Genomic DNA, 12,371 nt, shown 5'->3' on the forward strand with positions numbered 1-12,371 from the left:
TCCATGTACACGCCCCGCGCCTTTGCCATCGACGACTTGTCCCAACTGCACGAACTGATCCTCGCCACCCGCCTCGCCATTCTGGTGACTCACGGCGAACAGGGCTTGCAGGCCAGCCATGTGCCAGTGCTGCTGCATCGTGAACAAGGCCCGAACGGCACGCTGTACGGGCATCTGGCCAAGGCCAATCCACAGTGGAAAGACCTGCGCGACGGCGCCGAGGCCATGCTGATTTTTCCCGGTGCCGATGCCTATGTAAGCCCGGGCTTTTATCCGAGCAAGGCCGAGCACGGCAAAGTCGTGCCGACCTGGAACTACGTTGCCGTGCACGCCTACGGTCACGCCGAAACCTTCAGCGATGGCGGTCGTCTGCTGGACATCGTCAGCACCCTCACCAATCGCCATGAGGCCGGCCGCGCCCAGCCCTGGTCGGTCGACGATGCACCGGCCGATTACATCGACGGCATGCTCAAGGCCATCGTCGGGTTTGCCATTCCGATCGACCGTCTCGAAGGCAAGCGCAAGCTCAGCCAGAACCGCAGTCCCGAAGACATCGCCGGCGTGCGCGAAGGCCTGGCCGCCAGCCCCGACTTCAACGATCAAACCCTCGCTCACTTGATGCGTTAAGGAAATCACCATGAGTCAGATCGACATCCGTCCGGTCAGCGCCGCCGATCACGCGGCCTGGCTGCCGCTGTGGCAGGCCTACCTGCGCTTCTACAACACCGAGTTGCCGGACGCCGTCAGCCAAAGCACCTGGCAGCGTTTTCTCGACCCGAACGAACCGACCCACGCCGCGCTCGCCTGGGCCGACGGCAAAGCGGTGGGCATGGTTCATTTCATCTACCATCGTTCGAACTGGAGCATCGAAAACTCCTGCTACCTGCAAGACCTGCTGGTGGAGCCGCAAACCCGTGGCACCGGCGTCGGTCGTCTGCTGATCGAACACGTCTACGCCACCGCCAAGGCCGACGGTTGCTGCAAGGTGCACTGGCTGACCCACGAAACCAACGCCACCGCGATCCAGCTCTACGAGCGCATCGCCGAGCGTCCGGGTTTCATCCAGTTTCGCAAAGCCATTTAAGGAGCCACGCGCATGACGATTTCTCTCGCCGACTGGAAAGGCGTGCCGCCGCCCTCCACCACCCTGATCGAAGGCCGCTTCATCCGCCTGGAAAAACTCGACCCGGCGCGCCACGGCGACGACCTGTTCAACGCCCTGCAAGGCCCGGGCGCCGACCCGAAACTCTGGGACTATTTGCCCTACGGCCCGTTTCCGGAGCGCAGTGCCTTCAATGACTGGCTGAACAACCATGCTGCCCACAGCGACCCGTACTTCTTCAGCGTCATCGACCGCGCCAGCGGCCAGGTACAAGGCATCCTCAGCCTGATGTCGATCGTCCCGGCCCAGGGCCGCATCGAAATCGGCCACGTCACCTTCGGCGCACCGATGCAACGCTCGCCGAAAAGCACCGAAGCGGTCTACCTGCTGGCCAAGGAATCCTTCGCCCTCGGCTACCGTCGCCTCGAATGGAAATGCAACAACGGCAACGCCCGCTCCAAATACGCGGCCGAGCGGTTGGGTTTCAGCTTCGAAGGTGTGTTCCGCCAGCACATGGTGGTCAAGGGCCAGAACCGTGATACCGCGTGGTACTCGATCCTGGACTCGGAATGGCCGGCGATTGCGGCCGGGTTCGAGCGCTGGCTGAGCGACGAGAATCAGACGGCTGAGGGGCAGGTGAAAGGCTTGGTTGAGTGCCGCGGCTGAGTATGTAAACGCAAAGAAGGAAGCCCCCGACGGCGAGTGCGGCAGTTGAAGGGGTTTCCTGTCTGTTATTGCTTCATCTGCAACGAATTGCAGATGAAGCATCCAACCCGCAGACATATCTGCAAAAGAATGCACATAACCCAGACATCATTCTGTAAACCCCCTCCGCTATACAGAACGCCCTCGCTAATAACTAAAAGGACGTTCTCACCATGTCGTTCCCGCCTCAGCGCCTGTCGCTTGCCACTGCCCTGTTGATCGCCACGAGCACCGCCCACGGCAAGACCGTGCAGATCGACACCGCCACCACCGCGTCGCAGACATTGGGCGGCAACGACACCCTGACGATTTCGGCGCCGGGCAGCATCACCAACAGCGGCAAGGCCGTGAGCCTCAAGGACAGCACCAGCGGTGTCGGCGTGATCATCGACAACGCCGGCAAGATTATCTCCACCGGTGGCCGGGCCATCGACAGCAGTGGCGATCTGACCCAGGCGCGCAATTACGCCATCTACAACCGCAGCGGCGGACAGATTCTCGGCTCCAACGACGCGATTCGCATCGACAGCAACTTCGTCAGCGGCAGCCTGTTGATCGACAACAGCGGCACCATTCGCTCGACCACCGGCCAGGGCCTGGATCTGGATGCGTTGCGCAGCGACGGGGTGAAAACCACCATCATCAACCGCGCAGGCGGGCTGATTCGCGGCGACGCCAGCGACGGCATGAAGACCGGCGCCAACGCGACCATCAGCAACTATGGCGAGATCTCGACCGGTGACTCGCACAACGCCGACCAGAAGTTCGACGGCATCGATATCGACACCGCAACCGGTGTCAGCGTGACCAACTACGGCGTGATCTCCGGCGGCCGACATGGCATCACCACCGACCTCGGGGCGACGCTGGTGAACTACGGGCAGATCACCGGGCGCAATGGTTCCGGTTTCGGTTCCGACGGCGACGGCACGGTGATCAACCACGGCACCATCACTGGTGCGTATTCCGGGTTGCAGCCCAACGGCGACGGTGACGGCGTGGACATCGACAAAATCGCCCACATCGAAAACTACGGCACCATTCAAGGCGTTGGCGCCGGCGGTGTGGACAAGGGTGGTTTCGCCAACGGCAGTGAAGGCATCGCGCTGGGCGGTGGTTACATTCTCAACGCCAAGAGTGCCCTGATCAGCGGTGCCAACAGCGCCATTCTGGTGGACGACGGCAGCGGCGGTTCGGGACTGGCGGCCACCACGCTGGAAAACTACGGCACCATTCAAGGGCTCGACGGTTTCGGCGTGAAGTTCGTCGGTGAGTTCGCCGACAACGTGATCAACGGCGGCACGATCACCGGCAGCAACGGTCTGGCGCTGGACCTGGGCGGTGGCAACGACAGCCTGACACTGCGCAACGGCAGCCGCTTTGTCGGCGTGGCCGATGGCGGCACCGGTTACGACCGGGTAGTGATGGACGACGCGGCGGGCGGCAGCTTCGGTGCCAGCCGCAATTTCGAATGGCTGGAGGTCAAACAAGGCGCCTGGACCCTCACCGGCAGCGGCGATTTCAGCGACGGCGGTGCCGTGCGCAACGGCGCCACCCTGATCAACCAGGGCGGCATCGCCGGCAACCTGACCGTGGACGCCGGCGGCGTTTATGCCGGCGGCGGCTCGGTGAGCAACCTCAACGTGAATGGCACGTTGCGCACTGACACCCGGCTCGGTACAGCAACCATCGTGCACGACTTGAACATGGGCAGCGCATCCACCCTCGCCTACGGCGTCAACGCCGATGGCAGCAGCGCGCCGGTCCAGGTCGGCGGCACGGCCAACCTCAGTGGCGCGACACTGGCGGTCAATCCCGGCAGCGGCACGTATCCGTGGCAGAGCCATTACACGGTGCTGCAGGCTGCGCGGGTCAACGGTACGTTTGGCGCGGTCACCAGCGACTACGCGTTCCTCACGCCAACCCTCGCCTACACGCCGACTCAGGTCGACCTGACCTACACCCGCAACGACGTGGCGTTCAATGAACTCGCCGCCACCGGTAACGGCAGCAACGCGGCCAACAGCCTGGCCTCGATGGGCAAGAACAATGCGCTGTACAACGCCTTGCTCAACACCACTCAAAGCAGTGCAGGCGCAGCCATCGAGCAACTGGCCGGCGCCAGCAACGCCAACCTGACCAGCGCCACCCTCGGCGCCAGCAGCCAGGTCGGCAGCAGCATGCTCTCGGCGATGCAACAGATGGGCGGCAGTCCCGGCTTGATGGTCGGCCTCGATCAGCGCGACACACCGATCCTCGCCGCCAACGGCGTACCGGCCGCAGCCCGAAACCTGAATGATCCCAATGCTCAGGGCCGGCTCTGGCTGCAAGCCATCGGCGGCTACGGCAAGCTCGATGGCGAACATGGCAATGGCCGTCTGGAACAACGCACCAAGGGCAGCGTACTCGGTGCCGACTGGGCGCTGAATCCACAATGGCGACTGGGCGTGCTCGGTGGCTATTCGAAGACCGATCTGGACGCCACCGGCGTCGATGGCAATGTCGAAAGCTGGCACGTCGGGGTCTATGCCCAGCATCAAAACGGCCCGATAGCCTTGCGTCTGGGCGCGGCTTACAGCGGTCATCAGGGCGAGAGCAAACGCACAGTTGCGTTCAACGGTTTCAGCGACCGACCCAAAGGCGATTACGACGCCAACAGCCAGCAAGCCTTCGCCGAACTCGGCTACGCCATGGGCAGCGGGCGGCTCAGCGCCGAACCGTTCGCCAGCCTCGGCTACCAGCGCTATCACCGCGACCGCTATCAGGAAAAGGGTGGCGCGGCGGCGTTACAAGTCGACAGTCAGACTCAGGACAACGTCAGCAGCACCGTCGGTCTGCGCCTGGCGCACCTGAACTCGCTCGAAAACGGTATGAGCCTGACTCCGCGCATGGCCGCAGGCTGGAAACACACGTATGGCGATGTCAGCAGCTCGACCCGTCAGGCATTTGTCGTGGGCGGTACCGCGTTCAGCGTCGATGGCAGCTCGCTGGATCGTGACAGCCTGGTTCTCGAGGCTGGGCTGGACCTGGGCGTTTCGGCGCGGCATACGCTGGGGCTCGGCTACAGCGGCGAGATTGGCAATAACAGTCGCAATCACGGGTTGATCGGGCAGTGGCAGATGAGTTTCTGAGGTTTCGCCAATCGATACTTCAGCGGGGGTTGTAGGCAAAGGCATCTGGTCGACCAGGTAAACCAGGGCAGGCTCATCACTCGCCACCGACCGGGCTACAAAAGCAGACGTCATCCCCTGCGCCCGGCTCGGAATCGCCCGGCATCGGTGTACCGGCCTCGACTTTTACAGTTTGGCCTCATCCTTCATGAGGCCAAACTGAATGCCCATTCAATGCAAATACAAGCTCCAACATCTTGTCCTGGCGGTTGCGCTGGCTATCGGTTGCGTAGAATTTTCACTGGCGGAGCAATCAGAACCCGACGCGCACGTCGATATCGAGGTGAAGGTCAAAAAGCCGCGCAAGAAGAAGGAAATACCTGCTCCACTCAGTCTCGCCGAAGAAATACCGCGTGAAGAAAGGATCGTTCCGACACCCGAAACAAGCCCCGTCAGCACTGAGGTTCCGGCAGTACCCGCTCACACATCCGATGACATTCAACCCAAGAAAGTCGCCACAACAGAGAGCGGCAGCGCGCTCGAAGAAAGCATCGAAAAACCAACGCCCTTACCCGAACCGGTTCTGGCCGAAACGCCCGCAGCTCAACAAACCCAAGTGGTTGACCAGCCACCGTCAACGGATTCCCCTCCATCCGCCGGCAACGCAGCCATCGAAGCCCTGCTCGCTGCCGACGAAACCACGACCCCCATCGCCTACGATCAACTCGCCGGCGGCAGCAACGCCAACCTCGCCAAGGCAACCCTGAGCAGCGTCACGCCGGTCAGCGCCAGCCTGCTGTCGGCCATGCACCAACTCGATAATGCCCACGACTCACCGGGAAACTCACCACGCCATGCGGCCGGTAACGCAGACACCGGCAGGGTCTGGCTGCAAGCCCTCGGACACGGCGGGAAGCTGGATCGCGATGTGGAGCCCATGCAGCACTCCACCAAGGGACTGCTACTCGGTGCGGACTGGCGCATCGATGAAGCATGGCGTCTGGGATTGATGGGCGGCACCTCCGACACGCGCATCGACAGCAAAGAGCTGGACGGCGATCTCGACAGTTGGCACCTGGGCGCTTATGCCTTGCGCCAGACGGGTCCGTTGTCACTTCGGCTCGGTGCAGCCTGGAGCAGCCATGAAGGCAGCACCCGTCGCGAAGTCTCGTTCGATCGCTTCCATGACCGGCTCAAGGGCAGCTACCACGCCACAACCCAGCAAGCGTTCATCGAGTCGGGATACAACCTTGACCGGGCCAACGTCAGCATCGAGCCGTTTGCCGGCCTCGGCTACCAAGGCTACCAGCGTGACGGCTACACCGAGAAAGGTGGGGCTGCGGCGCTCAAGGTTCACGCTCAATCCCACGGCAACTTCAACACCACTGTCGGCCTGCGCATGGCGAAAGTCAGCACGCTGGATAACGGCATGCGCCTCACGCCACGATTCAGCGCGGGGTGGAAACACGTTTACGGCGAAACCTACACCAGCACCCGCCAACGACTGGCCACCGGCGGCCATGACTACACCGTTTACGGCGCCGAACTGGATCGCAACAGTCTGCAGCTCGACACCGGGCTGGATCTGGCGATCTCGAACAGCCACGCTGTGGGTGTCGGTCTGACCGGAGAAATCGGCACCGACAGTCGCAACCATGGCGTATCGGGCCAGTGGCGAATGGCGTTCTGAGCCCCGGTCGGGCGCTGCCGCTCACTGCGGCAGTGCCTGAAAGGCAAAAAAAAGGGGAGCACATGCCCCCCCGAGGTTTAAAGCGTTGTATCGAGGCCGTTATCTCAGCCTTCGATCTCGATCAGGATTTCGCCCGGGTTCACCCGGTCCCCCTTGGCAACATGAATGGCAGTGACCTTGCCGGCAATCGCGGCCTGGACTTCGGTTTCCATCTTCATCGCTTCGGTGATCAGCACAGCCTGGCCCGCCTTGACGGTGTCGCCTTCCTTGACCAGCACATCGACGATGTTGCCCGGCATGGTGGTGCTGACGTGGCCCGGTGCCGAAGCCTGCTTGCGCTTGCTGCTGCCGCCACCGACGAATTCGTTGAGCGGCTCGAACACCACTTCTTCCGGCATGCCGTCGATGGACAGGTAGAAGTGACGCTTGCCTTCGGCCTTGACGCCGACACCGGTAATGTCCACGCGGTAGGTTTCGCCGTGGACGTCGATGACGAACTCGGTTGGCACGCCTTCGCCGCCGGCCGAAGCCACCTTGCCTGCTTCCGGGATCGGCAGCAGCACTTCCGGGGTGAGGGTGCCGGCGGCACGCTCTTCGAGGAATTTGCGGCCGATGTCCGGGAACATGGCGAAGGTCAGCACGTCTTCTTCGGACTTGGCCAGTGCGCCGATATCGGCACGCAGCTTGGTCATTTCCGGCTTGAGCAGATCGGCCGGACGAACGTCGATCACTTCTTCGCTGCCGATGGCCTGACGACGCAGCTTCTCGTTCACGGTGCCCGGCGCCTTGCCGTAGCCGCCTTGCAGGTAGAGCTTCACCTCGTTGGTGATGGTCTTGTAACGCTCACCGGCCAGCACGTTGAAGAACGCCTGGGTGCCGACGATCTGCGAAGTCGGGGTCACCAGCGGCGGGAAGCCGAGGTCTTCGCGCACGCGCGGGATCTCTGCCAGCACTTCGTTCATGCGGTTCAGCGCGCCCTGCTCTTTCAACTGGTTGGCCAGGTTGGAAATCATCCCGCCCGGTACCTGGTTGACTTGAACACGGGTGTCGACGGCGGTGAATTCGCTTTCGAACTGGTGGTACTTCTTGCGCACGGCATAGAAGTACAGGCCGATTTCCTGCAGCAGTTCCAGGTTCAGGCCGGTGTCGAACTCACTGCCCTTGAGGGCTGCGACCATCGATTCGGTACCCGGGTGGCTGGTGCCCCAGGCGAAGCTGGAGATCGCGGTGTCGATGTGGTCGGCACCGTTTTCAATGGCCTTCAACTGGCACATCGCGGCCAGACCGGCGGTGTCGTGGGAGTGGATGAACACCGGCAGCGATTGCTCGGCCTTGAGGGCTTTGACCAGTTCACCGGTGGCGTACGGGGTCAGCAGGCCGGCCATGTCCTTGATCGCCACGGAGTCGCAACCCATGGCTTCCATTTGCTTGGCCTGGGCGACGAACGCGTCGATGGTGTGCACCGGGCTGGTGGTGTAGGCGATGGTGCCCTGGGCGTGTTTGCCGGCAGCCTTCACCGCTTCGATGGCCACGCGCAGGTTACGCACGTCGTTCATCGCGTCGAAGATGCGGAACACGTCGATACCGTTGACTGCGGCCTTGGCGACGAACGCCTTGACCACGTCATCGCTGTAATGGCGATAGCCCAGCAGGTTCTGGCCGCGCAGGAGCATTTGCAGACGGGTGTTGGGCAGCGCGGCGCGCAGTTGGCGCAGGCGCTCCCACGGGTCTTCTTTCAGGAATCGTACGCAGGCGTCGAAGGTCGCGCCGCCCCAGACTTCCAGCGACCAGTAGCCGACCTTGTCCAGCTTGTCGCAGATCGGCAGCATGTCTTCGGTGCGCATGCGGGTGGCGAGCAGCGATTGGTGGGCGTCGCGCAGGATGGTGTCGGTTACGAAAATCTTTTTAGTCATTGTTCTATTCCTCACAGGCCTGCGTGGGCGGCGATGGCGGCGGCGATGGCCAGGGCCAGCTCTTCGGGTTTGCGCTTGATCGAGTAGTTGGTCAGTTCCGGGTGGCTTTCAACGAAGCTGGTATTGAACTGGCCGCTACGGAATTCCGGGTTGCGCAGGATTTCCTGGTAGTACGCGGCGGTGGTCTTGACCCCTTGCAGACGCATGTCGTCGAGGGCGCGCAGACCACGGTCCATCGCCTCTTCCCAGGTCAGTGCCCACACCACCAGTTTCAGGCACATCGAGTCGTAGAACGGCGGGATGGTGTAGCCGGTGTAGATCGCCGTGTCGGTCCGCACGCCCGGGCCGCCGGGGGCGTAGTAGCGCGTGATCTTGCCGAAGCTCGGCAGGAAGTTGTTTTTCGGGTCTTCGGCGTTGATCCGGAATTGCAGGGCAAAACCGCGATGCTGGATGTCTTCCTGTTTCACCGACAGCGGCAGGCCGGAGGCGATGCGGATCTGTTCGCGAACGATGTCGATCCCGGTGATTTCTTCGGTGATGGTGTGTTCCACCTGCACCCGGGTGTTCATCTCCATGAAGTACACCTCGCCCTCGGCGAGCAGGAACTCCACGGTGCCGGCGTTCTCGTAACCCACGGCCTTGGCCGCGCGCACCGACAGGTCGCCGATGTAGGCGCGCTGTTCCGGGGTCAGTTGCGGGCTCGGGGCGATTTCGATCAGCTTCTGATTGCGGCGCTGAATCGAGCAGTCGCGCTCGAACAGGTGCACCACGTTGCCGAAGCTGTCACCGAGGATCTGGGCTTCGATGTGTTTCGGATTGACGATACATTTTTCCAGGAACACTTCTGCCGAACCGAAGGCCTTGGTGGCTTCGGAAATGACCCGGGGGAAATTCTGTTCGAGTTCTTCGCGGCTGTTGCAGCGACGGATACCGCGACCGCCACCACCGGAAGTAGCCTTGAGCATTACCGGATAACCGATACGGTCGCCTTCGGTCAGCGCCTCTTCAATGCCCGAGACGTTGCCTTCAGTGCCCGGCGTGACCGGAACGCCAGCCTTGATCATGCTGCGGCGTGCTTCGGTCTTGTCGCCCATGCGGCGGATGACTTCCGCCGACGGGCCAATGAATTTGATACCGCGTTCGGCGCAGATGTCTGCCAGCTCGGCGTTTTCCGAAAGGAAACCGTAGCCGGGGTGCAGTGCATCGCAGCCGGTTTCCACGGCCAGGTTCACCAGCTTGCGCGGGTTCAGGTAACCGGCCAGCGGCTCGGCACCAATGCTGTGGGCCTCGTCCGCACGCTTCACATGCAAGGCATGCCGGTCGGCGTCGGAAAAAATCGCAACCGAGCGGATGCCCATCTCGGCGCACGCACGCACGATTCGTACGGCAATCTCACCACGGTTGGCGATCAGGATCTTTGTTATCACTTGGAGGTTCCCTTGAGCCGGTGGTACCCACGACCTGCTAGACCCAGGTCGACGCGTGACCAAATGTTTCAATCTGGTCGCGCCTTCACACTAGCGCTCACAAGGGATTAACAAAAATGAATAAAAATTGGGTCAGGCATAAGTAAAGACTTATAGTCGTTGCACCAGCCAGCGGCCAGAGCCTGTAGAAAATGCGTAAGTCCTTGATGCGTATGACATTGCGTCAATTGCAGATCTTCAACGAAGTGTGTGATTTGCGCTCCTACAGCCGCGCAGCCGAGGAAATGTCTCTCACACAACCGGCCGTCAGCCTACAGATTCGTCAGCTGGAAGAGCTGATCGGGCAGCCGTTGTTCGATTACGTCGGCAAAAAACTCTACATGACCGAGGCGGCAGAAGCACTCCAGCGCGCCAGCCGCGACATCTTCGGCCGCCTGGAAAACCTCGACATGCAGCTGTCGGACATGCAGGGCTCGCTGCAGGGCCAGTTGAAACTGGCGGTGGAATCCAGCGCCAAATACTTCGTGCCGCACCTGTTTGCAGCGTTCAAACGCCAGCATCCGGAAGTGAATCTGCAACTGACGGTGGTCAACCGCGGCCAGGTGATCCGCCGACTCTCCGACAACCGCGACGATCTGGTGATCATGTCGATGGTGCCGCAGGACATGGGTCTGGAGTTCCTGCCGTTCCTCAACAACCCGATCGTGGCGGCCGCCCGACCGGACCATCCGCTGGCACACATGGGGCCGCTTCGCCTTCAGGATCTTGAGCCCTACACCTTGTTGATTCGCGAACCCGGCTCGGGAACGCGACTGGCTTGCGAGGAGTACTTCAAGGAGAAGCGCGTGCACTTCACCCAGACCCAGGAAGTGGCGTCGGCGGAAGCTCAGCGTGAGTGCGTATTGGCGGGTCTGGGCCTGGCACTGTTGACGCGCCACGCCCTGAACCTGGAGCTGGCGACCGGCGGCCTGGTGGAGCTGCCGGTCGAAGAGTTGCCGCTGTTGCGCAGCTGGTGCCTGGTGCAAGCCAAAGCCAAACGGTTGTCACCGGTGGCCCACGCCTTCCTGGCGTTTATCCGCAGCGAACGGGTGCAGATCAGCGCGCTGGTTGAGCGCTTCGACGGGAAGCTGAAGGCGCTGCCTGCCAGTGATTGATGTCCTCGGGAAAATCGCCGATTTCGGCCTGAAGCTGACGGAGTTCGAAGCGATCTTCGATAGCGCGGCGAAATTCCATGCGGCGCTGGTCTTCCTGCTGACGACGGGTTTTCGCGGCGCTGTTGCGTTCTTCGTAAGGCTGAGCCATTTCGAGTCTCCCAAGGCGATTACGGGAGTTTCACGATAGGCGCGAGGGATGACGGTTTGGCTGCGTCGGGGTTACAGGCAGATGAAGATTGCCTTCACCCCATGACCATCAGTCATCCAGCGCTTTCACCGATTTTGGCGACAGCCGCAAGCTGCGCAGGCTGCGTTTGACGCTCTTGAGGTGGTTGACCAGGCTCGGCCCGCGCGCCATGGCCACGCCCATTGCCAGCACGTCGATCACCACCAGGTGGGCGATACGCGAGGTCAGCGGCGTATAGATTTCGGTGTCTTCATGAACGTCGATCGCCAGGTTGACGGTCGACAGCTCGGCCAGCGGCGTCTGGCTCGGGCACAAGGTGATCAGTGATGCACCACTCTCGCGCACGAGGTTGGCGGTGATCAGCAGGTCTTTGGAACGGCCGGACTGGGAAATGCAGATCGCCACGTCGGTCGGCTTCAGCGTCACCGCCGACATCGCCTGCATGTGCGGGTCGGAATACGCCGCAGCAGTCAGCAGCAGGCGGAAGAACTTGTGCTGCGCATCCGCCGCCACCGCGCCTGACGCACCAAAACCATAGAATTCGACGCGCTGGGCCTGGGACATCAGCGTCACCGCTCGCTGCAATTCCAGCGGATCGAGCTTCTCGCGAACCTCCATCAGCGTGTGCAACGTGGTGTCGAAAATCTTCAGGCTGTAGTCGGCGACGGAGTCGTCTTCATGGATCGCGAACTGACCGAAACTGGCACCGGCCGCAAGACTTTGCGCGAGTTTGAGTTTCAGGTCCTGAAAACCGGAGCAACCGATGGCGCGACAGAAGCGCACGATGGTCGGCTCGCTGATGCCGACGCTGTGGGCCAGGTCGGCCATGGAACTGTGCATCACTGCCGCAGGGTCAAGCAGCACGTGGTCGGCGACCTTGAGCTCCGACTTGCGTAACAGGTGACGTGACTGGGCGATGTGTTGCAGCAGATTCAAGGGGCTGGACTCTTGTTATGGAAAGATGTGCTTTGGCCAGATGCCAAGGATGTAGCAAGCTTGTAGTTATACTACATGAATCCGCATTTTGCCTGCTCAATGCGTAACTGGATCGCCCCGGATCAGGCGACATGCGCTGCATGTAGC

Annotated in this window: 10 protein-coding genes; 6 read left to right on the forward strand and 4 right to left on the reverse strand. The window is 61.8% G+C overall.

Features of this window, described 5'->3' with window-relative positions; all coding sequences use genetic code 11:
- The first annotated feature begins 3 nt into the window (after positions 1 to 3).
- The 5 genes from IF199_RS29835 (at position 4) to IF199_RS29855 (ending at position 6,607) form a co-directional block, all read left to right on the forward strand.
- Positions 4 to 627, forward strand: a complete 624-nt coding sequence (locus IF199_RS29835; protein WP_192559339.1) for an FMN-binding negative transcriptional regulator — start codon at positions 4 to 6, stop codon at positions 625 to 627.
- Positions 628 to 637: 10 nt separating this feature from the next.
- Positions 638 to 1,084 (forward strand): GNAT family N-acetyltransferase, encoded by a 447-nt coding sequence (locus tag IF199_RS29840; protein WP_011336633.1) that lies wholly within the window; start codon positions 638 to 640, stop codon positions 1,082 to 1,084.
- Between the two features lie 12 nt (positions 1,085 to 1,096).
- The gene (locus IF199_RS29845; RefSeq protein ID WP_192559340.1) at positions 1,097 to 1,768 is read left to right on the forward strand and encodes a GNAT family N-acetyltransferase; all 672 of its coding nucleotides are present in this window, start codon (positions 1,097 to 1,099) and stop codon (positions 1,766 to 1,768) included.
- Between the two features lie 212 nt (positions 1,769 to 1,980).
- Positions 1,981 to 4,938 (forward strand): autotransporter outer membrane beta-barrel domain-containing protein, encoded by a 2,958-nt coding sequence (locus tag IF199_RS29850; protein ID WP_192559341.1) that lies wholly within the window; start codon positions 1,981 to 1,983, stop codon positions 4,936 to 4,938.
- Positions 4,939 to 5,533: 595 nt separating this feature from the next.
- Complete coding sequence (locus IF199_RS29855) at positions 5,534 to 6,607, forward strand: autotransporter outer membrane beta-barrel domain-containing protein (protein WP_341807711.1); 1,074 nt, start codon at positions 5,534 to 5,536, stop codon at positions 6,605 to 6,607.
- Positions 6,608 to 6,711: 104 nt separating this feature from the next.
- Here IF199_RS29855 and oadA read toward each other — a convergent pair whose 3' ends face one another.
- Positions 6,712 to 8,520: a sodium-extruding oxaloacetate decarboxylase subunit alpha gene (gene oadA / locus IF199_RS29860; RefSeq protein WP_096817122.1), complete on the reverse strand. Its 1,809-nt coding sequence runs from the start codon at positions 8,518 to 8,520 to the stop codon at positions 6,712 to 6,714.
- A gap of 11 nt (positions 8,521 to 8,531) precedes the next feature.
- A complete protein-coding gene (locus IF199_RS29865) occupies positions 8,532 to 9,947 on the reverse strand; it encodes an acetyl-CoA carboxylase biotin carboxylase subunit (protein ID WP_096817120.1) in 1,416 nt (471 codons plus the stop codon).
- Between the two features lie 191 nt (positions 9,948 to 10,138).
- Between IF199_RS29865 and IF199_RS29870 the strand changes: the two genes are divergently transcribed.
- The gene (locus IF199_RS29870) at positions 10,139 to 11,101 is read left to right on the forward strand and encodes a LysR family transcriptional regulator (RefSeq protein WP_096817118.1); all 963 of its coding nucleotides are present in this window, start codon (positions 10,139 to 10,141) and stop codon (positions 11,099 to 11,101) included.
- Here IF199_RS29870 and IF199_RS29875 read toward each other — a convergent pair.
- Together IF199_RS29875 and hexR are read right to left on the reverse strand one after the other, a co-directional pair.
- Positions 11,043 to 11,249, reverse strand: a complete 207-nt coding sequence (locus IF199_RS29875) for a PA3496 family putative envelope integrity protein (protein ID WP_096817116.1) — start codon at positions 11,247 to 11,249, stop codon at positions 11,043 to 11,045. The genes IF199_RS29870 and IF199_RS29875 overlap by 59 nt on opposite strands.
- Before the next feature lie 108 nt (positions 11,250 to 11,357).
- Positions 11,358 to 12,224 carry a transcriptional regulator HexR gene (gene hexR, locus IF199_RS29880; protein ID WP_007954250.1) on the reverse strand — a complete coding sequence of 289 codons (867 nt, stop codon included), beginning with the start codon at positions 12,222 to 12,224 and terminating at the stop codon, positions 11,358 to 11,360.
- Between the last annotated feature and the right edge of the window lie 147 nt (positions 12,225 to 12,371).

This window comes from Pseudomonas allokribbensis (genome assembly GCF_014863605.1).
GTDB classification, from domain to species: domain Bacteria; phylum Pseudomonadota; class Gammaproteobacteria; order Pseudomonadales; family Pseudomonadaceae; genus Aquipseudomonas; species Aquipseudomonas allokribbensis.

Bases quoted from the DNA above. Each gene is read 5' to 3' on its own strand.
- IF199_RS29875 (WP_096817116.1), bottom strand. From the start codon at position 11,249: ATGGCTCAGCCTTACGAAGAACGCAACAGCGCCGCGAAAACCCGTCGT.
- IF199_RS29840 (WP_011336633.1), top strand. From the start codon at position 638: ATGAGTCAGATCGACATCCGTCCGGTCAGCGCCGCCGATCACGCGGCC.
- IF199_RS29850 (WP_192559341.1), top strand. From the start codon at position 1,981: ATGTCGTTCCCGCCTCAGCGCCTGTCGCTTGCCACTGCCCTGTTGATC.
- IF199_RS29870 (WP_096817118.1), top strand. From the start codon at position 10,139: ATGCGTAAGTCCTTGATGCGTATGACATTGCGTCAATTGCAGATCTTC.
- oadA (WP_096817122.1), bottom strand. From the start codon at position 8,520: ATGACTAAAAAGATTTTCGTAACCGACACCATCCTGCGCGACGCCCAC.
- IF199_RS29835 (WP_192559339.1), top strand. From the start codon at position 4: ATGTACACGCCCCGCGCCTTTGCCATCGACGACTTGTCCCAACTGCAC.
- IF199_RS29845 (WP_192559340.1), top strand. From the start codon at position 1,097: ATGACGATTTCTCTCGCCGACTGGAAAGGCGTGCCGCCGCCCTCCACC.